General features: G+C 56.1%; 17 protein-coding genes. 3 read left to right on the top strand and 14 right to left on the bottom strand.

The features are described from left to right. Nucleotides 1–66: 66 nt before the first annotated feature. The 4 genes from glmM to ACU6HM_RS10355 form a co-directional block, all read right to left on the bottom strand. On the bottom strand, nt 67–1,410 hold the full coding sequence (gene glmM, locus ACU6HM_RS10370; protein WP_009463095.1) for a phosphoglucosamine mutase: 1,344 nt from the start codon (nt 1,408–1,410) through the stop codon (nt 67–69). Further along, nucleotides 1,407–2,249: a dihydropteroate synthase gene (gene folP / locus ACU6HM_RS10365; protein WP_031232995.1), complete on the bottom strand. Its 843-nt coding sequence runs from the start codon at nt 2,247–2,249 to the stop codon at nt 1,407–1,409. Before folP ends, glmM begins: the two co-directional genes overlap by 4 nt. Nucleotides 2,250–2,275: 26 nt before the next feature. After that, nucleotides 2,276–4,189 carry an ATP-dependent zinc metalloprotease FtsH gene (gene ftsH, locus ACU6HM_RS10360; RefSeq protein ID WP_009463092.1) on the bottom strand — a complete coding sequence of 638 codons (1,914 nt, stop codon included), beginning with the start codon at nt 4,187–4,189 and terminating at the stop codon, nt 2,276–2,278. Between the two features lie 107 nt (nt 4,190–4,296). Further along, nucleotides 4,297–4,935: an RlmE family RNA methyltransferase gene (locus ACU6HM_RS10355; RefSeq protein ID WP_009463090.1), complete on the bottom strand. Its 639-nt coding sequence runs from the start codon at nt 4,933–4,935 to the stop codon at nt 4,297–4,299. A gap of 17 nt (nt 4,936–4,952) precedes the next feature. Between ACU6HM_RS10355 and ACU6HM_RS10350 the strand changes: the two genes are divergently transcribed. After that, nucleotides 4,953–5,549: a YhbY family RNA-binding protein gene (locus ACU6HM_RS10350; protein WP_026485246.1), complete on the top strand. Its 597-nt coding sequence runs from the start codon at nt 4,953–4,955 to the stop codon at nt 5,547–5,549. Nucleotides 5,550–5,645: 96 nt separating this feature from the next. On the opposite strand, the gene greA is transcribed toward ACU6HM_RS10350, so the two are convergent. After that, entirely contained in the window at nt 5,646–6,122 is a 477-nt protein-coding gene (gene greA, locus ACU6HM_RS10345; protein WP_022983494.1) for a transcription elongation factor GreA, read from the bottom strand. 407 nt (nt 6,123–6,529) lie between these two features. Continuing rightward, nucleotides 6,530–7,855: a solute carrier family 23 protein gene (locus tag ACU6HM_RS10340; protein ID WP_035270974.1), complete on the bottom strand. Its 1,326-nt coding sequence runs from the start codon at nt 7,853–7,855 to the stop codon at nt 6,530–6,532. 319 nt (nt 7,856–8,174) lie between these two features. On the opposite strand from ACU6HM_RS10340, the gene ACU6HM_RS10335 reads away from it, so the two are divergent. After that, nucleotides 8,175–8,813, top strand: coding sequence for a histidine phosphatase family protein (locus ACU6HM_RS10335; protein WP_446763772.1), 639 nt, complete (start codon nt 8,175–8,177; stop codon nt 8,811–8,813). Nucleotides 8,814–9,093: 280 nt separating this feature from the next. On the opposite strand, the gene ACU6HM_RS10330 is transcribed toward ACU6HM_RS10335, so the two are convergent. The 4 genes from ACU6HM_RS10330 to carA all read right to left on the bottom strand — a co-directional run bounded on the left by ACU6HM_RS10330 (nt 9,094) and on the right by carA (nt 15,330). Continuing rightward, a complete protein-coding gene (locus ACU6HM_RS10330; protein WP_446763771.1) occupies nt 9,094–9,864 on the bottom strand; it encodes an SDR family oxidoreductase in 771 nt (256 codons plus the stop codon). Between the two features lie 13 nt (nt 9,865–9,877). Beyond that, nucleotides 9,878–10,774: a lipid A hydroxylase LpxO gene (lpxO, locus tag ACU6HM_RS10325; protein WP_026485242.1), complete on the bottom strand. Its 897-nt coding sequence runs from the start codon at nt 10,772–10,774 to the stop codon at nt 9,878–9,880. 141 nt (nt 10,775–10,915) lie between these two features. Continuing rightward, nucleotides 10,916–14,158 (bottom strand): carbamoyl-phosphate synthase large subunit, encoded by a 3,243-nt coding sequence (gene carB, locus ACU6HM_RS10320; RefSeq protein ID WP_022983490.1) that lies wholly within the window; start codon nt 14,156–14,158, stop codon nt 10,916–10,918. An 8-nt stretch (nt 14,159–14,166) separates the two neighbouring features. Beyond that, nucleotides 14,167–15,330: a glutamine-hydrolyzing carbamoyl-phosphate synthase small subunit gene (carA, locus tag ACU6HM_RS10315; RefSeq protein WP_446763770.1), complete on the bottom strand. Its 1,164-nt coding sequence runs from the start codon at nt 15,328–15,330 to the stop codon at nt 14,167–14,169. A gap of 169 nt (nt 15,331–15,499) precedes the next feature. Between carA and tal the strand changes: the two genes are divergently transcribed. Continuing rightward, a complete protein-coding gene (gene tal, locus ACU6HM_RS10310) occupies nt 15,500–16,462 on the top strand; it encodes a transaldolase (RefSeq protein ID WP_009463071.1) in 963 nt (320 codons plus the stop codon). A gap of 200 nt (nt 16,463–16,662) precedes the next feature. Here the strand turns inward: tal and ACU6HM_RS10305 are convergent, their stop codons facing one another. From ACU6HM_RS10305 to ACU6HM_RS10290, 4 genes are all read right to left on the bottom strand, one after another. After that, complete coding sequence (locus ACU6HM_RS10305) at nt 16,663–17,400, bottom strand: class I SAM-dependent methyltransferase (RefSeq protein ID WP_254499669.1); 738 nt, start codon at nt 17,398–17,400, stop codon at nt 16,663–16,665. Between the two features lie 273 nt (nt 17,401–17,673). Further along, nucleotides 17,674–18,468 (bottom strand): ABC transporter permease, encoded by a 795-nt coding sequence (locus ACU6HM_RS10300; protein WP_009463067.1) that lies wholly within the window; start codon nt 18,466–18,468, stop codon nt 17,674–17,676. 1 nt (nt 18,469) lies between these two features. Continuing rightward, entirely contained in the window at nt 18,470–19,276 is an 807-nt protein-coding gene (locus ACU6HM_RS10295; protein ID WP_009463065.1) for an ABC transporter ATP-binding protein, read from the bottom strand. Next, nucleotides 19,269–20,309, bottom strand: coding sequence for an ABC transporter substrate-binding protein (locus ACU6HM_RS10290; protein WP_035271448.1), 1,041 nt, complete (start codon nt 20,307–20,309; stop codon nt 19,269–19,271). Before ACU6HM_RS10290 ends, ACU6HM_RS10295 begins: the two co-directional genes overlap by 8 nt. Nucleotides 20,310–20,406 lie beyond the last annotated feature (97 nt).

The following is a 20,406-nucleotide window of genomic DNA, read 5'->3' as shown; positions in this document are numbered from 1 at the left end:
TGATGACTCCAAACACTTTCGTGCATCATGCACAAACAATGTTTCAGGTATTTGATAGCCACATTACTATTTCATTAAATCCACTGCAAGCAAGGTATCGATGCCTGCTTGAGCCAGATCGGCTTGTTCTGCTTCCACCATCAAGCGCAGCTTGGGTTCTGTACCTGATGCACGAATAAGCACTCGCCCACGGTCACCCAACATTTGCTCCACTTCACGGGTTGCCTGTTGCAAACCCGCATGGTTTTTCCAGTCCTGGCCCGCTTGCAATGGCACGTTAACCATAATTTGCGGGTACATCTTCAGGCCTTCCATCAGTTCTGGCAGGCTCTTGCCGCTATGGCACAGGGCGGTCAGCACTTGCAGGGCGGCAATAATACCATCGCCTGTGGTGTGCCAGTCCAGGCACAGCAGGTGACCGGAGCTTTCGCCACCGAACACCCAGCCGTTTTGCTGCATCAATTCCAGCACGTAGCGGTCGCCCACTTTGGCTCGAGCAAACTCCACGCCCAATTCCTGCATTTTCTTCTCGAAACCCAGGTTGGTCATCAGCGTGCCAACCACGCCTTTTACAGGCTGGGTCTGCAGATGATCAGCAACAATTAGATACAATAGTTCGTCGCCATTGTAGATGCGCCCCTGGGAATCGACCATTTGCAGACGGTCTGCGTCACCATCCAACGCAATACCCAAATCTGCGCCGTGCTTGCGTACTTCTTCGGCCAGCTTCTCGGGATAAGTCGCGCCCACTTCCTGATTGATGTTGAACCCATCAGGTTGAACACCCACGGCAACCACTTCGGCACCCAATTCGCGGAACACGTGCGGAGCGATGTTGTAAGCCGCGCCATGAGCGGCATCCACAACAATCTTGAGCCCGTTCAGGTTCAAGTCGTTCGGGAAGGCACTCTTGCAAAATTCAATATAACGGCCAGCCGAGTCAGCCAGACGACGGGCACGGCCCAGGGACTCGGACTTCACCCAGTGCATGGGCTGGTCAATGGCTTGCTCGATTTTCAGCTCGATCTCGTCAGGCAGCTTGGTGCCCTGTGCGGAAAAGAACTTGATACCGTTGTCGTAATACGGGTTGTGCGAGGCAGAGATCACGATACCGGCCGTCAGGCGCAGCGTACGCGTCAAATAGGCCACAGCGGGCGTAGGCACAGGGCCAGCCAGCAATACATCGATCCCGGCGGCCGACAAACCGGCTTCCAGCGCCGATTCCAGCATGTAGCCAGAAATTCGGGTGTCCTTGCCAATCACCACGGTGGGGCGGCCTGTACCTTCATACTGGGCAGCCAGAACCTGCCCGGCAGCGTAACCCAGGCGCAAAGCGAACTCGGGGTTAATCGTTGGGCCACCTACTTCACCGCGGACACCATCGGTGCCGAAATACTTACGATCGCTCATTCAGAGACTCCACATTCAACCGCGTTCCACACATCCAGCGCTTCGCGCGTGGCGGCTACATCATGGACACGGACAATTTTTGCGCCCCGTGCCACGCAGGCAAGGGCTGCCGATAGACTACCAATCAAACGCTCACTGGCGGGTTTCCCCGTGACATGGCCAATCATGGATTTGCGCGACAAGCCGATCAACCAGGGGTAACCAGGCACTGCCGCCTGCTGCAAATCCCGTAGCAACTGATAATTATGTGCCGCTGTTTTACCGAAGCCAAAGCCGGGATCCAGCATGATACGCTCGGATTGAATGCCTGCGCTCACTATGGCGTCACATCGTTGTTGCAAAAAATGACGTACATCAACGACCACATCATCGTAGTGAACCTGCTCTTGCATGGTCCTGGGCTCACCTTGCATGTGCATGATGCACAGTCCGCAATTGGAGTCCTTGACGGCCTCGATGGCACCGGGCATGCGCAAGGCATAGATGTCATTGATCATGTCTGCACCGGCCGCCAGGCTGGCGCGCATGACCTCAGGCTTGAACGTATCCACCGACAAGGCCACACCGCTGTCGCGCAAGCCCTCGATCAGGGGAATGACACGCTCAAGCTCTTGTTCCAGGGAAACGGGTTCGGCACCGGGACGAGTCGACTCGCCACCAATATCCAGAATGTCTGCGCCTTCGGCGATTAATTGACGGGCGTGGTCCAGCGCCCGAGGCAAATCATTGTGTGCATTGCCGTCATAAAAGGAGTCTGGGGTGACATTCACAATCCCCATAACCAAAGGGCGCTCCAGCCCAAACTGGAAGCGCCCACAAGACCACTCAGGGTAATTCATGAAATAGGCATGGCCTATGTTGTAAGTTAAGCAACCGGCGTTGTCGCCGCGGCACCCTTGTCATCAGCTGGGCGAGGACCAGCGGCTGGTGGCGTGGAGCCATCGGAGGGTGTGTTGTCATTGCTGTTGGGCACGTGTGGAGCCCGTGGTGGCAAACCTTTCATGATGTCGTCGATCTGGTCGGCATCAATGGTTTCCCACTCCAGCAAGGCCTTGGCCATGGCATGCATCTTGTCCATATTGTCTTCGATCAGCTTGCGGGCAACCGCGTACTGTTCGTCGATAATCTTGCGGATTTCGAAGTCCACTTTCTGCATGGTGGCTTCGGACACATGCGTGGTTTTGGTGACGCTGCGCCCCAGGAACACTTCGCCTTCGTTCTCGGCGTACACAACAGGCCCCAGGGAGTCTGTCATGCCGTAGCGAGTCACGATGTCACGCGCAATTTGCGTGGCACGTTCAAAGTCGTTCGATGCGCCCGTGGTCATTTGATTCATGAACACTTCTTCAGCGATACGACCACCGAACAGCACGGCGATCATGTTCAACAGGCGCTCTTTGTCCATGCTGTAGCGATCGCCTTCCGGCAACTGCATGGTGACACCCAACGCACGACCACGAGGAATGATGGTGACTTTGTGAACCGGGTCCGTCTTGGGCAGCATGCAAGCTACCAAGGCGTGACCGGCTTCGTGGTAAGCGGTGTTGCGACGCTCTTCCTCGGGCATGATCATGGTGCGACGTTCTGCACCCATGATGATCTTGTCCTTGGCGCGCTCGAAGTCCTGCATATCCACGGTGCGACCATTACGGCGCGCAGCGAACAAAGCGGCTTCGTTGACCAGGTTGGCCAGATCAGCACCGGAGAAACCGGGAGTACCACGAGCCAGCACCACAGCGTCCACGTTGGGAGCCAAAGGCACTTTGCGCATGTGCACTTTCAGAATCTGCTCACGACCACGGATGTCAGGCAGGCCAACAACCACTTGACGGTCAAAACGGCCAGGACGCAGCAAAGCGGGGTCCAGTACGTCAGGACGGTTGGTTGCAGCAATGACCAGTACGCCTTGGCCGGTTTCAAAACCGTCCATCTCGACCAGCAACTGGTTCAGTGTCTGTTCACGTTCGTCGTTACCACCGCCAAGGCCTGCGCCACGCTGGCGGCCCACGGCGTCGATTTCGTCGATAAAGATGATGCAAGGCGATTGCTTCTTGGCGGTCTCGAACATGTCGCGAACGCGGGAAGCACCCACACCCACAAACATTTCGACGAAGTCGGAACCGGAAATGCTGAAGAAAGGCACTTTGGCTTCGCCAGCAATGGCACGAGCCAACAGGGTCTTACCTGTACCCGGCGAGCCAACCATCAGGATACCGCGTGGAATGCGGCCACCCAGACGCTGGAAGCGGCTTGGGTCGCGCAGAAAGTCCACCAGTTCCTGTACGTCTTCCTTGGCTTCGTCGCAACCGGCCACGTCCGCAAAGGTAACAGGGTTGGAGTTCTCGTCCAGCAAACGTGCACGGGATTTACCGAAGCTGAATGCCCCGCCCTTGCCGCCACCTTGCATCTGACGCATGAAGAACACCCACACGCCAATCAGGAGCAACATGGGGAACCAGGAGATGAACAGGCTGGTCAGGAAGGAAGGCTCTTCACGGGCTTTACCCGATACCTGCACACCGGATTTCACCAGTTCAGGCACCATCCACAGGTCACCGGGGGACGTCAGCGAGTAGCTGCGGCCAGAATCCGGCGTGACATGCAGGGTATCGCCCTGAATATCCACCTTGCTGATGCGGCCGGAGCGGGCATCATTCATGAATTGTGTGTAAGTGACGCCATCAGTGGCTGGTGGCCGGCCGTCAAACTGCTTGAAAACAGTAAACAGCACCAGCGCAATAACCATCCAGATCGCGACTTTGGAAAACGAATTGTTCAAAGCCAATCTCCTGCGATTGCGATAACTTGCTCCATATGCTTACACATACCTGAACAAGCGCCATACATAGTTCATTCTACCCGATTCAAAGCCCGGCAAGTCATAAATTACCTGCGCTTCAAGCCACGGGCAACGAGAAAGGTTTCGGAGGATTTATCACGCGAAGCCTTGGGTTTACGCTCGACGACTCTGACAAAATTCTGCTTGAAAGACTCCACGATCTGGGAAAACCCGCTGCCGTGGAAGGCTTTGACGATCAGTACCCCTTCATCGGTCAGATGCTGCAGGGCAAATTCCTGTGCCAGCTCGCATAAATGCTGGATGCGGGCGGAATCGGCCGATGCCACACCAGACAAGTTGGGGGCCATATCCGAAATCACAAGGTCTACCGCCGCACCTTTTAAGGAATCTTGCAATTGCTCCAGTACAGAGTCCTCGCGAAAGTCGCCTTGCATGAACTCTACCCCGGCAATTGGTTCCATTTCCAATATATCCAGTGCGATAATGCGACCATTGAGCACACCGCCAGGGCCGACCATGCGTTCCCGTATCAATTGCGACCAGCTGCCCGGCGTAGACCCCAGGTCCACCACCACCTTGCCCTGAACCTGAATCTTCTCCAGATCCAATATTTCACTGAGCTTGAAGGCCGCACGCGCGCGATACCCTTTTTGTTGCGCCAATTTGACGTAGGGGTCATTTATATGCTGCTGAACCCACTCTTTAGAGAATTTTTTCTTGGCCATTCCCGTACAATCTCTTTATGCCAAAACTCAACCTTACACCTCATGAGCGCAGCGAACTTCGTGCTGCTGCTCACGCTCTGCGCCCAGTTGTCCTGATTGGAGACAATGGCCTGACCGACGCCGTGATCAAGGAAATCACCGTCCACCTGCAGGCTCACCAGCTCATCAAGATCCGTGTGGCCGGTGATGACCGTCAGGCTCGTCTGACCATGTTAGAACAAATCTGCGATGCGCTCGATGCTGCCCCTATTCATCATCTGGGCAAAATCCTGACTATCTACAGACCCAATATCGAACGCCCCCCTGTTTTGGGAGCGCCTGTTGAAAAACCTACCCGTGCGGTGCGCAAGCCTTCGGAGCCTTACACGCCCAAAAAGCTGGCCGCTTCCGGTGTTCAGCGTACGCGCAAGACGGAACGTGCTCGCCGTGCTGAAATGCAAGCTGAACGCAGCAGCACCCAGGAGAAGAAAGCCTCGGCCGCACCACGCAGTGTTCAAAAGTTCTCGGCAGTCAAACCTGCTGCCGCGCCCCGTAGCAATACCAACCGTCCTGGCAGTGCCATGTCCTTGCGGGCAGGTGCTCGTCGCGGACTGGGCGGTTCGGGCAAACGCTAAACTGCCGTAAATTATAAGGCCCCCGCACAATGTGCAGGGGCCTTTCTTTTGCGTGCTCGAATCAACAGCAGGGCAAGCCTGCTGTCAGAAGCAAGGTCAAACGTAACTGATCGACAGGATTTCGTATTCACGAATACCGGCGGGCGCCTTGACCTCGACCACATCACCTTCGCTCTTGCCGATCAGGGCACGAGCCACAGGGCTGGAGATGGAGATCTTGTTGGCACGGATATCGGCCTCGACGTCACCCACAATCTGGTAAGTCACGGTGTTGCCGGACTCCAGGTCCTCGATTTCAACCGTAGCACCAAATACGATGCGGCCATCCGCCTGCAGCGCGGCCGGTTCGATAATCTGGGCATTGGACAAAGTGCCTTCCAATTCGGCAATCCGACCCTCGATAAAGCCTTGGCGCTCGCGCGCGGCATCATACTCGGCGTTCTCGGACAAATCGCCTTGTGCTCGCGCTTCGGCGATGGCGTTAATTACATCCGGGCGTTCCACCGTCTTGAGGCGGTGTAATTCGACTTGCAAACGTTGTGCGCCCTGCGCAGTCAATGGGATCGCAGACATAGTATTCCTGCTCAACAAGTAAAAGACGCTCCGTAGCAGGAGCGCCTGGAAGATAGGGGGATAACGATGATGGGGCAAACAATCAAACAGGTTGAATCGGCCGACTTGAAAGTCCTGCTGACCCTACAGCGTACATTCAAACACACTGCTCAAGCCAAACCTGCCGGCTGCCCCAATATGGCTTTTCCGACACAGAGAAATTCTGCGGCAGAAAAAAACCCCGCGAAGAACCGGGGTGTGAGATCTATTGTCGGCAAACTGCCTGAAAATAGCAAGCCCCTGAAACCCCTGTGTAAAAAAACAGAAGCTCAAGGGCCACGGGTTTAGAGCAGGCTATGTCAAGACTGGCGACAGGCTGAGGGCCAAACTAGTCAGAGCCAGGCCAGTCTTGATTCGCCTTGGGCCGACTACACCATATTCTGGCGACGGCCTCGCAACAAAGCGTGCAGCAAAATGGCACCAAAGGTGGCGCAGCCAATGCCGTCCAGACGAATCACGCCAAACTGCAAGGAGAAGTTACCAGCCCCCAGAATCAGGGTGACGGCTGCCACCAGCAAATTGCGGTTATCGCTGAAATCCACCTGGTTCACCACCCAGATACGGGCGCCCGCAATAGCGATCAAACCAAACACCACGATAGACATGCCACCGAGTACAGGACCAGGAATCGACTGAATCACGGCACCAAACTTGGGCGAAAAGCCCAGGAAAATCGCGATCACGGCAGCAAAGGCAAACACCAGCGTCGAGTAGATACGGGTAGCGGCCATCACGCCGATATTCTCAGCATAAGTCGTCACACCAGTGCCGCCTACGGAGCCGGACAGCATGGTCGCCACGCCATCACCCACGAAAGCACGCCCCAGATAACCGTCCAGATCCTGGCCGGTCATGGCGCTAACCGCCTTGATGTGACCCAGATTCTCGGCCACCAGAATAATGGCCACCGGCACAATCACGGTCATGGCATGAGCCTGGAACACAGGCGCAGAAAAGCTGGGCAGACCCAGCCAGGCGGCTTCAGCAACCGGCGCAAAGTTGATTGGGGTGCCGTAGCCCATCACATTGGTGAAAACCCAGTACAACACGCAAGCCAGGGCCAAACCCACCAGAATCAGCAAACGCTGAGCCACCCCACGGGTATAGACCGCAATACCACCCACGCACAACACGGTCATCAAGGCCATCATGGAATCGAAGGTGCCGCTACCCATCGCGCCCTTGGCCGCAATAGGAGCCAGATTCAGGCCAATCACCGCCACAATCGAGCCGGTAACAACCGGAGGCATCCAATGGTTGATCAAACGCGCTGCCCCACCCTGGGTACGGGCATTGAACACCCAGACCAGAACACCGATCAGCGTATAGACCAGACCACAGATAATAATGGCCCCCAAGGCCACGCCAATATTGGGATTCGGGCCGCTGCCGGCATAGCCGGTAACCGCAATCACACCGCCAATAAATGCAAAACTGGAACCCAGGTAGCTGGGAACCCGGCCACCGACAAACACAAAGAAAATCAGCGTACCAATACCGGACATCAAGATGGCCAGATTGGGATCAAAGCCCATCAACAAGGGAGCCAGAATGGTGGAGCCGAACATGGCCACCACGTGCTGCGCACCCATGGCAATGTTTTGCGGCGTGGCCAGACATTCGTCGGGCTGCACAACCGCACCGGGTTCGCTGCCGGACACTCGGCGCCAACGCGGGAAGTAAGACTGAGACATAAAGGGTTCCAGAAAAGGAATAAAGAAATACAGCGCAATTGGTCAGACGGTCGCGCAGTGCTCCCTGAGGCACTGGCTGATTCGTTGAGGCATGATTTTAAACGTGAAAGACTCAACAAGGCACCTGAAAATAAGGCAGTACGCGGTAAACCCCAACATGGATCCAGCTAGTCCAGGTTTCAAACTGCCTTTTGGCGTCGATGCTCGCGCTATATGCGGTATATACCCCCTCTATCTGCCTGTGCTTGACTGGCCCATTACAATAGACAATCAGCCTGCCTTTGGCAGTCCGATTCCCTAGCAGAGTGATTACGCCAGCATGAGTACGTCTATTTGTCTGATCCGCCATGGTGAAACCGCCTGGAACGCCGTACGCCGTTTACAGGGCTGGCAGGATATAGAGCTGAACGAGACCGGCCGCGAACAGGCCCGTGTCCTGCAAAGTTACCTGAGCTCCCCGGCGTTTCACATGCCTGTGGATGCCGTCATCAGCAGCGATCTGCAACGCGCCTCAGAAACAGCGGCAATTGCCTGTCAGCATTGGGATATTGAAATCCAGCAAATCCAGGGACTGCGCGAGCGTGGCTTTGGCAAGCTGGAAGGCCAGGCCTGGGATGCGGCAGGTCGCCATGGGCCGGATCAGCCCGACGATACCGTCGATATCGATTACGCCGTAGAGGGCGGCGAATCACTGCGTCAGTTTCAAACACGGGTTCTGAGCTGCTTTGAGGCGCTGGCGCAGGACAATGCGGGCAAAAACCTGCTGGTCTTTGCCCATGGCGGTGTCATTGATATGGTTTGGCGCAAGCTGAACCAGCAGGCGCTGAATGCCAAGCGCACTCATGCCATTTTGAATACCAGTTTGAATTTCTTCAGTATCGATGAAGACTTGAACTGGACCTGTACGCAGTGGGGGCAGTTGCCACATCTGAATACGGCACTGGACGAGCAAGTCTAAGCCATACATAGCCATGATCAGGCAGGTACCCGCAGATCGGATTAGCTGCAGCGTTCGATAAACCAGCCTGAGACTTGTGCGGAGTCCTGTCCGCCTGACTCACCTCATCAGTTCCTGACAGTGTCTCCAGCGCCACACCCGCAACCTTCATCCTTGCGATAGCGACGGCCCTATACCAGGAAGAGCCACAGGCACTATTGCGGTTGCGGCCATAAGCATAGCCCCCTCAAACCACGATGAGGCCAACAAGGGCCTCAAAAATCAGCTACAGGGGCAATGATCAGCTTTCTTTGTTCAGTCGTGGCTTGCGCGGCGCCTGACGAGCCAGACGGTCATACAGCCAATTAGGGAAAAGACGCATCAGGCGCGAGACAACTCCCATCTGCCACGGAATGACTCGATAGGACACGCCCTGCTCGATAGTCTTGCGAGCTTTGCGGGCAAAGTCCTCAGCAGGCATCAGAAACGGCATGGAGTAAGGATTCTGCGCCGTCATGGCCGTGCGAATATAACCGGGCGTAATGGTGACAACAGAGACACCGTACAACGACAGCTCCAGCCGCAAGCTTTCGCAGTAGGCAATGACAGCCGCCTTGGAGCTGCTATAAGCTCCTGCACCAGGCAGACCACGAATACCCGCCACGCTGGCAATACCCACCAAGGTTCCCTTCCCCGCCGCTTTCATGGTGCCGATAAAAGGCTCGAAGGTCGCCACCATGGCCAGAAGGTTTGTATCCACAATGGCTTTGAAGACGGCAAAATCCTCGGTTTCTTCCGTCAAGGTGCCAGCGCTGATCCCCGCACTGGCAATGACCACATCAATTTTTTGCCCTGTGAACTGCAAAAAGTCCTGGGCCGCTTGATGCAAGGCGTCTCTGTCACGTACATCCGCCACATAGATACGGTGCACACCGGGCAAGCTCTCAGCCAGCGCCTGGAGTTCTTCCTGACGCCGGCCCAGCAAACCCAGGCAAGCACCTTGAGCGGCGTACTCCTGGGCCAGCGCTTTGCCCAGACCGCTGCTGGCACCCGTGATAAAGACGGTTTGCATCTTTGCCTGCTTTTTACAGGAAGATCAGGGCAGCAATGCCCAGCACCAGCAACCACTTGAGGATGTAGTACAGGGTTTCGTTCTTTTTCTTGATCGCCTTGCCGAAACGACGCACTGCATAAACCGTACCGAAAATACGGTTTATACCACCGGTGCGGTCGCCTTCCTGGTTAGGAGCGGCAGCGGCGCGCAGCAAGAAACCACCCACTGCGTGATTGATCGCCTGTGCCCAACGGTAACGCATGGGGCGCTCTACGTCCGCAAACAAGATAATGCGGTTCTGATCCGTTTTGTTCTCGGCGTAGTGAATAAAGGTTTCATCAAACACCACGGCCTCGCCATCACGCCAGTGATAACGCTGGCCGTCCACTTCGATATAGCAATCCGGACTATTAGGCGTCATCAGCCCCATGTGAAAGCGCAGCGAACCCGCATAAGGGTCGCGGTGACGCGGTAAACGGGCACCGGGTGGCAAAGAGGTGAACATGGCCGCCTTGATCGAAGGAATGTCCTTGAGCAGATTGGTCGTCACCGGGCACAGTTCGCGTGCTGACGGATGATCCGCGTCATACCACTTCAGGTAAAAACGCGTCCAGCCGGTTTTAAAGAAGGAGTTGAAACCCGCATCGTTGTACTTGTCCGAGGCCTTGATATGGCCTTCGCCAAATAGCTGCTCGGCCTCGGCACGGATTTCATCGCAGTGCTCCAGCAGCTTGTTCAGCTCGGGAAAGTGTTTCAAATCCAGATACGGCTCGTTCGGTACTGCCGAAAAGCCGTACATGAAGACGTTCAAAGGAGCCGTGAAGGTGGAATGATCCAGCAACTGGCGAGAAAACCGGTGCCTGACTCTACCCCTGAAGTGCACAACAATCGTGCACACGATGAACAAGGCAAGAATGAACCATTTCACGACATGATCTCCAAAGAAGAAAACTTCTGCACTGTGCAGGCAGTGGCCTGCGTGCTGCCCCAATACGACGGCTTGGTCTTGTCTGATGCAAGAACAAAAAAAGGCGCACCACTAAGGTGCGCCTTTCCAGCCGGGTAAGACTTAGTGTTTCGCGAGCAGAGCGTGCAGCTCTTGAAGCGCGTAAACTTTCAAGCCCTCACCTTGGCTCAGATACTGCAAGCCTTGAACCGCCGCCACAGCACCGGCAATGGTGGTGTAGTAGGCCAGGTTGGCAGCCAGCGCATGTGTACGGATTGTACGCGAATCAACGATGGCGTTGCGACGCTCTTCAACCGTATTGATGACCAAGGAAACTTCACCATTCTTGATCATGTCCACAATGTGCGGACGGCCTTCGGTAACCTTGTTCACCACTTGAACAGCCAGACCAGCCTGTTCGATGGCGCTGGCGGTACCGCGAGTAGCCACAACCTTGAAGCCCAGCGAAATCAGGCCACGAGCCACTTCAACCGCTTGTGGTTTATCCTGAGCACGCACGCTGATGAAGGCCTGGCCGCCCTTGGGCAGGTTCACACTGGCAGCCATCTGCGACTTCACGAAGGCTTCGGCAAACGAGGTGCCCACACCCATGACTTCGCCGGTGGACTTCATTTCAGGTCCCAGAATGGTATCCACACCAGGGAACTTCACGAAGGGGAACACGGCTTCTTTCACGCTGTAGTAAGACGGCGTGACTTCTTCAGTAATGCCTTGCTGGGACAGAGTCTGACCAGCCATGGCGCGAGCGGCGATCTTGGCCAGCTGCAAACCGGTAGCCTTGGACACGAACGGCACGGTACGCGAAGCACGTGGGTTCACTTCCAGCACGTACACATCGCCATCCTGAATGGCGAACTGCACGTTCATCAAGCCCTTCACGTTCAAGGCCTTGGCCATAAGTGCGGTCTGGCGCTTGATTTCAGCCACGGTTTCGTCGCTGAGCGAGTAAGGAGGCAAGCTGCAAGCGGAGTCACCGGAGTGAACACCAGCTTGTTCAATGTGTTGCATCACACCGCCCACAAACACGCGCTCGCCATCGGCCAGGCAGTCCACGTCCACTTCGGTGGCGTTATTCAGGAAGTGATCCAGCAGCACGGGCGAGTCATTGCTGACCTTGACCGCTTCGCGCATATAGCGCTCCAGGTCTTGCTGCTCGTGCACAATTTCCATGGCGCGGCCACCCAGCACATAGCTTGGGCGCACCACCAGGGGGTATCCAATTTCAGCAGCCAGAGCAATGGCTTCGCCTTCGGTACGAGCTGTACGGTTTGGCGGCTGACGCAGACCCAGCTTGGTCAGCAGCTTCTGGAAGCGCTCACGGTCTTCAGCCACGTCAATGGATTCAGGGCTGGTACCGATGATAGGTACACCGTTGGCTTCCAGAGCACGTGCCAATTTCAGCGGAGTCTGGCCACCGTACTGAACGATGGTGCCCACGGGTTTTTCGATATGAACGATTTCCAGCACGTCTTCCAGAGTCAGAGGCTCGAAGTACAGACGGTCGGAGGTGTCGTAGTCGGTAGAAACGGTTTCGGGGTTGCAGTTGACCATGATGGTTTCGTAACCATCTTCGCGCAATGCCAAAGCAGCGTGCACGCAGCAGTAGTCAAACTCGATACCCTGACCAATACGGTTAGGACCACCACCCAGAACAATGATCTTCTTCTTGTCCGTAGGATGGGATTCGCACTCTTCCTCGTAGGTCGAGTACATATAGGCCGTATCGGTGGAGAATTCGGCCGCGCAGGTGTCCACACGCTTGTAGACAGGACGCACGTTCAACTGGTGACGCAGTTTGCGCACTTCCGATTCCACGGTGTCCAGCAGGAAGGCCAGACGGCGGTCGGAGAATCCACGACGTTTCAGACCGAACAAGGTGTCGCGGTCCAGATCGGCCAGCGTCTTTTGCTCCAGAGCCAGTTCAATGTCCACGATCTCTTTGATCTGGGCCAGGAACCAGGGGTCGATCTTGGTCAGGTTGTGAACTTCGTCCAGGGTCAGGCCTTGAGCGAAAGCATCGCCCACGTACCAGATACGCTCTGGGCCGGGTTCGCCCAGCTCGACCTGCAGTTTTTCGCGGTCGGTGGTTTTCTGGTTCAGACCATCCACACCCACTTCCAGGCCACGCAGGGCTTTCTGGAAGGATTCCTGGAAAGTGCGGCCAATAGCCATCACTTCACCTACGGACTTCATCTGGGTGGTCAGGCGCGAGTCGGCCTGAGGGAATTTTTCGAAAGCGAAACGTGGCACCTTGGTAACCACGTAGTCGATGGTGGGCTCGAACGAAGCGGGAGTCGCACCGCCGGTAATTTCGTTCAGCAACTCGTCCAGGGTGTAACCCACGGCCAGGCGCGCAGCGATCTTGGCAATAGGGAAGCCCGTGGCTTTGGAAGCCAGAGCCGAGGAACGGGACACGCGCGGGTTCATTTCGATAACGATCATGCGGCCGTTATCGGGGTTCACCGCGAACTGTACGTTCGAACCACCGGTATCCACACCGATTTCGCGCAATACGGCGATCGATGCATTACGCATGATCTGGTATTCGCGGTCGGTCAGGGTTTGGGCAGGAGCCACGGTGATGGAGTCACCGGTGTGCACACCCATGGGGTCCAGGTTTTCAATGGAGCACACAATAATGCAGTTGTCGGCGCGGTCACGCACGACTTCCATTTCAAACTCTTTCCAGCCCAGCAGGGATTCTTCAATCAGCAGTTCGTTGGTTGGCGATGCTTCCAGACCACGACGGCAGATGGTTTCGAATTCTTCAGGGTTGTAGGCAATACCGCCGCCCGTACCGCCCAGCGTGAAGCTGGGGCGAATCACGACGGGGAAACCGGCAGTACCGATTTCTTCAGCGATACGCTTTTGAACCGCCCAGGCTTCGTCCATGCTGTGAGCCACGCCGGACTTGGCGGACTCCAGACCGATGGAGGTCATGGCGTCCTTGAATTTCAGGCGGTCTTCGGCTTTTTCGATAGCGGCGGCGTTGGCACCGATCAGCTCGACACCGAATTTTTCCAGCACGCCATGCTTGGCCAGATCCAGGGCGCAGTTCAGCGCGGTTTGGCCGCCCATGGTGGGCAAGAGCGCATCGGGACGCTCTTTTTCAATAATTTTCTCGACAGCTTGCCAGGTGATGGGCTCGATGTAGGTGACGTCGGCCGTATCCGGGTCCGTCATAATGGTGGCCGGGTTGCTGTTGACCAGCACAGTCCGGTAACCCTCGGCCTTCAGGGCCTTACATGCCTGGGCTCCCGAGTAGTCGAATTCACAAGCCTGACCAATGATGATCGGGCCTGCGCCAATGATAAGAATGCTTTTTAAGTCTGAACGCTTTGGCATAGTGCGATTTATTTATTGGCCTGGTGGGCAGCCATCAGGCTGATGAATTTGTCGAACAGCGAGGCAATATCGCGCGGGCCGGGAGTGGCTTCGGGGTGACCCTGGAAGCAAAACGCGGGGCGATCTGTCAACTCGAAGCCTTGCAGGCTCTGGTCGAACAAAGAAATGTGCGTGACCTTGGCATTGGCTGGCAAGGTTGTGGCATCCACCGCAAAGCCGTGATTCTGGCTGGTGATGAACACGCGGCCGCTGGCCAGTTCCTGCACAGGGTGGTTGGCACCGTGGTGGCCATTTTTCATCTTCAAGGTCCGAGCACCTACGGCCAGACCCAGGATCTGATGACCCAGGCAAATACCAAACACAGGCAACTTGCGCTCCAGCAAGCCCTTGCAAGCTTCGATTGCGTAATCGCAAGGCTCCGGATCACCAGGGCCATTGGACAGGAACACGCCATCAGGTTCGTAAGCCAGCACATCGGCCAATGGAGTTTGCGCAGGCACGACGGTGACCTTACAGCCACGGTCCGCCAACAGGCGCAGGATGTTGGCCTTGACGCCAAAGTCGTAAGCCACCACGTGGAAGCGGTCGCCTTCGGGCTTGGAGAAACCTTGGCCCAGTTCCCACGAACCTTCGGTCCAGTTGTAGGACTTGTCGGTGGTAACCACCTTGGCCAGGTCCTGACCTTTCAGGCCAGGGAAAGAGCGAGCCAGTTCCAGTGCACGTTCGGCGTCATCACCCACCAGGATGCAGGCACCCATGGAGCCTTTCTCGCGCAAAATGCGAGTCAGCTTGCGGGTGTCGATACCGGAGATGGCCACAACACCCTGAGCTTTCAGGTAGTCGGGCAAAGACTGGGTGGAGCGGAAGTTGGACAGGCGGGCGGGACAATCGCGAATGACAAGCCCGGCAGCGTGGGCTTTGGTGGATTCGGAGTCCTCTGGATTGACACCGGTATTACCGATGTGCGGATAGGTAAGCGTAACAATTTGACCGCTGTAGCTTGGGTCTGTCAGGATTTCCTGATAGCCCGTCATGGCTGTATTGAAAACGATCTCAGCAACACAGTGCCCCTCGGCACCGATTGATACCCCTTTGAATAGGGTTCCATCCGCCAGGGCTAGGACGGCACTAGTGATAGTGCGGGACTCCTCAGGAAATAAAGACGGCAGCACGTTAAAAACCCCGGATTCTGAAATTAATATTAAACCTTCTAATTATATGCTCAAACGGGGTTTTTCCGGTAGTTTATCGGTAATAACACCGAAACCAGGCACGAAAACCTGGAAAATCGACTACAGTAATTGATTGGTTTGATGGCTTTGCGATGGACTAGTAACAGACATGACTACTCAGCTTGACTCCCTGCGCCAGTGCACAACCGTAGTGGCCGACACAGGCGATTTTGAAGCGATGCGTGCGTATCGCCCTACCGATGCAACAACCAATCCTTCCCTGATCTTGAAGGCTGTCCAGCAGGCGGCCTATCGCCCCTTGCTGGACCGTGTCATCGCCGACCACCCTCACGCCAGCCTGGCAGAAACCAGCGACCTGTTGCTGGTTGCCTTTGGCCAACAAATTCTGGACATTGTTCCCGGCCGCGTCTCCACCGAAGTGGATGCTCGCCTGTCCTTTGATACCCTGGCCAGTGTCGAGCGCGCCCGCCATATCATTCAGCATTACGAAAAGGCCGGTGTGCCGCGCGAACGGGTACTGATCAAGCTGGCCAGCACCTGGGAAGGCATTCAGGCCGCCCGTACGCTGCAAGCCGAAGGCATCAACTGCAACCTGACCCTTTTGTTCTGCCTGCCGCAAGCCATCGCCTGCGCCCAGGCCAAAGTCACCCTGATCTCGCCCTTTGTGGGTCGCATCTACGACTGGTTCAAGAAAACCGCTGGCCAGGACTGGGACGAAAGCGCCAACCAGGGCGAGAACGATCCCGGCGTGCGCTCGGTCCGCAGCATTTACGAATACTACAAAACCTATGACATCCCCACGGAGATCATGGGTGCCAGCTTCCGCAATGTCGGCCAGATCAAGGCGCTGGCCGGTTGCGATCTGCTGACCATCAGCCCGGATCTGCTGGGCCAGCTGGATGCAGCCCAGGGTGAAGTCCCTGCCATGCTGGATGTGGCGCGCGCCAAGGCCGTCGCCCCCGAATGGCGTGCCAGCAATGAAATCACTTTCCGCACGGATTTGAACCAGGACGCGATGGCTACTGAAAAGCTGGCCGAAGGCATCCGTCAGTTCACCGCGGATGGCATCAAGCTGGACTCCTTGATTCAGCAAGCGCGTCAGCAGGCTTGATCACTGGCACAACACTTTAGAAGGCTTTGCACCCAGCAAAGCCCGAAAAGAAGCTCCCATGTTTGATCAACAATTTGATCAGCAAAAAGGATCCGCCCGGCATTGCGCCGGGCTGATTTGCTTTGAGCCCTATCTGGACTGCAGCCAGATCTTGCTCAGGTCAATACGCACCACACTTTTCTAATCCAGCACACTTTCTTTCAACGTTCGCAAAGCAAGCTGATTTGTGGACAATTCTTCTTATAGTCTTCCCAAAAGCCTGGCGGATAGGCATCCAAAGCCTGCTGAGTCAATAACGGCATCTGCCAGCGAAAGGACCGAAAACCCGCCTTTGCCAGGGCTGCTTCGTAATGCTCTTTACTCCAGCGGTGATAGGTAAAACGAATCGGCGGCCCCACATTAAAGTGTGCAGTATGCCGAAAGCCCTCTTGGTACGGCTCCTCCGTCAGCACTTTCAAACCGTACTTGGCCACATCCTCCTTTCCCAACTGAAAGTCCGGGTTCACGGTATAGGCCACCAAGCGACCATCCGGTTTCAGATTATCTGCCACGGCCTGGAACATCTGCTCCAACTCCTGCACTGACCGGGAGTAATTGAACAGAAAGGCCGCAATTGCCCGGTCGAACTGCCCGATTACCCCCATCTGCAGCACGTCTCCCACCCGGAACTCAATATCCTCCTTCTGCTGCCTGGAAATGTCTTTAGCCTGATTAACCATGCTCTCCGAAATATCCACCCCCACGACCTTGGCTGCCCCCTGCTCGTAGGCCCGGCGCCCGAAAAAACCATAACCACAGGCCAGATCCAGCACAGACTTGCCCTTCACGTCTCCCAGCAACTGCTCCACAGTAGCGACCTCTGCCAGCCGAGCGGGCGAGGTCCGGTTGAACTCTTCGTAAATCGTGCCGATTGCGTTGTAGTCATGCTGTTTTTCCATGTACGTCTCCATCTGCTTGGTTTGACAACAAACACGTCAAGGTACTAAGACTGCTGGCACACACCGATCACGCGGTGCGGCCTTGATCTATAGCACTTTGGGGCCTGGGCGATAGGAGTGAAAACCACATATCGATCCTGTCATGTTTGTTCTTTTATGTATTTAAGCGCCTAACTGTCTCCTCCCTGTCCCCACTCTCGAAAACAAGCAGGCATAAAAAAACCGACTCCTGAAACGGGAGCCGGTTCTCTCGACATTTGGGCCAGACAGCGGTCAGAGCTTTTCTGTGCCGCCACCTTGCGGCCGCCAGGCCAGCAAGCGATCCTCAAAGACACTGACCAGCCCATCCAGGATCAGCGCAAACACCGTCAGGACAACAATACCGGCGAACACTGTATTCACGTCCAATGTGCCCTCTGCCTGCAAGATCAGATAACCGACCCCACTGGCTGAACCCAGGTATTCACCCACCACAGCACCCACAAAGGCCAGACCGACCGAGGTGTGCAGGCTGGAGAACACCCAGCTGGTTGCCGAAGGAATATAGACATGGCGCAGCAACTGGCGACGGCTGGCACCCAGCATGCGGGCGTTGTCCAGCAAGGTGGAGCTGACTTCACGCACACCCTGGTATACGTTGAAGAACACGATAAAGAACACCAGAGTCACGGCCAGAGCCACTTTGGACCAGATGCCCAGACCAAACCACATGCCGAAGATAGGCGCAAGAATCACGCGCGGCATGGAGTTGGCCGCCGTCAGGTACGGGTCCAGCAAGGCCGCCGCACGCGGCGACAGGCCCAGCCACAGACCGCAAGCCAGACCGGCAATCGTACCGATGGCAAAGGCCAGCAGGGTTTCGCTCAAGGTCACGCCCAGGTGCAGGTAAATATCACCATTGGTGACGAACCAGGCCCAGATCACCTTGACCACTTCCAGTGGCTGGCCAAAGAAGAAGGCTACTTTGGGGTCCAGCGTAAAAAAGTGCCAGGCAGCCAGAATGACGATGAGCAGCGAAATTTGCCAGCCGCGCAGGGCCAGCTTGGATTGAGTAATAGATTTAGACATATCAGGCACGCTTTTGCTGGGCATAACCCTTCAGAACTTCATCACGCAAGACGGCCCAGATTGCCGCGTGCAATTCGACAAAGCGGGGGTCGTTGCGTACTTCGGCCACGTCACGAGGGCGTGGAAGATCGACATGAAATTCGCCGATGGGATGAGTGCCCGGCCCGGCCGACAGGACCACCACCCGGTCGCTCATGGCAATGGCTTCATCCAGGTCGTGAGTGATGAACAGCACGGCTTTACGCTGCGCCATCCAGATCTCCAGCACCTCGTTTTCCATCAATTGACGGGTCTGAATGTCCAGCGCCGAGAACGGCTCATCCATCAGAATGATGTCGGGATCACGAATCAGGGTCTGGGCCAGCATGACACGTTTGCGCATACCGCCAGACATCTGATGCGGGTAACGATCCCCGAAACCACCCAGGCCGACTCGCTTGAGCCACTCCTGGGCACGGGCGCGGGCCTCGTCCTGCGGGACACCGGCAAACTCCAGACCGGCCATCACGTTGGATTCGGCACTGCGCCAGGGCATCAGCGCTTCGCCCTGGAACATGTAGCCAGCGCGCTCGTTCACCCCTTCCAGGGGTTTACCGAACACACGCACTTCGCCCGACGAAGGGCTCAGCAAACCCGCCCCTACGTTCAGGAGCGTGGATTTGCCGCAGCCCGTTGGGCCTACAACCGACACAAATTCGCCTGGAGCAATGCTCAGGCTGGCGTCACGGACCGCTGTGTACGTACCTTTGCCATCGCGGGATGCAAAAACACAGCTGATGTTATCTAAAGAAAGTGCTGCCTCAGACATTGGGATACTTCTTGTTGGCTTTTTCAGCAAACTCGTTGGTGAAGATCTTGCTGGTATCAATCTTGGATGCGTCCAGATTCGGCACAAAAGCGGCCAGCGCATTCAAGGCGGTAGCGGGGCCATCAGCATCGACCAGACCATCTGGCGAGAGTGCTTCTTTATTGGCGTCCAGACATTGCTTGTACAGCTCTACATCACCCAGCAGGTAGGTGGCAGGCACGGTTTTGGCAATGGTTTCAGCGTCGTTGGCCTGAATCCATTTATCGGCGCGTACGATGGCGTTGGCCAGGGCCTGAGCCGTGTTCGGATTCTTGGTGATGAAGTCTTCAGAAGCGTACAAGCAGGCCGAAGGCATGTTGCCGCCAAAAATGGTCTTGGTGTCGGCAACGGTACGGGTGTCAGCAATGACACGTACCTCGTTTTCCTTGAGCAAGGTGCCGATAACCGGGTCCAGGTTAGCCATGGCATCGATCTGACCCGTACGCATGGCGGTGACCGCACCCGCGCCAGCGCCTACGCCGATAAAGGCCACGTCCGAGGGTTTCAGACCGTTCTGTTCCAGATAGAAGTTGACCATCATATTGGTCGAGGAACCCGGTGCGGTCACACCGATTTTCTTGCCCTTCAAATCCGCAGGCGACTTATAGTCAGCCATCGTCTTGTTGGACACGGCCAAAACGATGGCCGGTGCGCGTCCTTGCTGCACAAAGGCACGGTACATCTGCCCTTTGGCCTGCAAGTTGATGGTGTGCTCAAAAGCGCCCGAGACGACATCGGCACTGCCACCGACAACCGCTTGCAGGGCCTTGGAGCCACCGGCAAAGTCGGCCACTTTGACCTTGAGGCCTTCATCATCAAAATAGCCGTTAATCTCGGCAATGGACAAAGGCAGGTAATAGATCAGCGCTTTGCCACCGACGGCAATCGTGATGCTTTTTTTCTCGATTTCCTGTGCACGGGCCAATGTTGGCAGCGACAGTGCCAATCCCGATGCTCCAACCAGCTTGAGTGCATGACGACGAGTCAGTTTCATGGCAATCCCCTTCTTGTTGTTGGTCATTAATTATTTAGGTTTGATACTTATACTAAAAAACAAAGGGGGGTGTCCTCCCTTGTCCGCCAAGCGGTCA

Source organism: Alcaligenes sp. RM2 (assembly GCF_052931795.1).
Note: the sequence above shows the minus strand (reverse complement) of the source record. Positions and strands in the feature narration are given on the sequence as shown.

What these genes read in the sequence shown, in the direction of transcription:
- ACU6HM_RS10305 (WP_254499669.1), bottom strand. Translation starts at nt 17,400, where the DNA reads ATGGAAAAACAGCATGACTACAACGCAATCGGCACGATTTACGAAGAG.
- ACU6HM_RS10350 (WP_026485246.1), top strand. Translation starts at nt 4,953, where the DNA reads ATGCCAAAACTCAACCTTACACCTCATGAGCGCAGCGAACTTCGTGCT.
- ACU6HM_RS10300 (WP_009463067.1), bottom strand. Translation starts at nt 18,468, where the DNA reads ATGTCTAAATCTATTACTCAATCCAAGCTGGCCCTGCGCGGCTGGCAA.
- carB (WP_022983490.1), bottom strand. Translation starts at nt 14,158, where the DNA reads ATGCCAAAGCGTTCAGACTTAAAAAGCATTCTTATCATTGGCGCAGGC.
- ACU6HM_RS10330 (WP_446763771.1), bottom strand. Translation starts at nt 9,864, where the DNA reads ATGCAAACCGTCTTTATCACGGGTGCCAGCAGCGGTCTGGGCAAAGCG.
- ACU6HM_RS10295 (WP_009463065.1), bottom strand. Translation starts at nt 19,276, where the DNA reads ATGTCTGAGGCAGCACTTTCTTTAGATAACATCAGCTGTGTTTTTGCA.
- ACU6HM_RS10335 (WP_446763772.1), top strand. Translation starts at nt 8,175, where the DNA reads ATGAGTACGTCTATTTGTCTGATCCGCCATGGTGAAACCGCCTGGAAC.
- ACU6HM_RS10355 (WP_009463090.1), bottom strand. Translation starts at nt 4,935, where the DNA reads ATGGCCAAGAAAAAATTCTCTAAAGAGTGGGTTCAGCAGCATATAAAT.
- folP (WP_031232995.1), bottom strand. Translation starts at nt 2,249, where the DNA reads ATGAATTACCCTGAGTGGTCTTGTGGGCGCTTCCAGTTTGGGCTGGAG.
- greA (WP_022983494.1), bottom strand. Translation starts at nt 6,122, where the DNA reads ATGTCTGCGATCCCATTGACTGCGCAGGGCGCACAACGTTTGCAAGTC.
- ACU6HM_RS10340 (WP_035270974.1), bottom strand. Translation starts at nt 7,855, where the DNA reads ATGTCTCAGTCTTACTTCCCGCGTTGGCGCCGAGTGTCCGGCAGCGAA.
- ACU6HM_RS10290 (WP_035271448.1), bottom strand. Translation starts at nt 20,309, where the DNA reads ATGAAACTGACTCGTCGTCATGCACTCAAGCTGGTTGGAGCATCGGGA.
- glmM (WP_009463095.1), bottom strand. Translation starts at nt 1,410, where the DNA reads ATGAGCGATCGTAAGTATTTCGGCACCGATGGTGTCCGCGGTGAAGTA.
- tal (WP_009463071.1), top strand. Translation starts at nt 15,500, where the DNA reads ATGACTACTCAGCTTGACTCCCTGCGCCAGTGCACAACCGTAGTGGCC.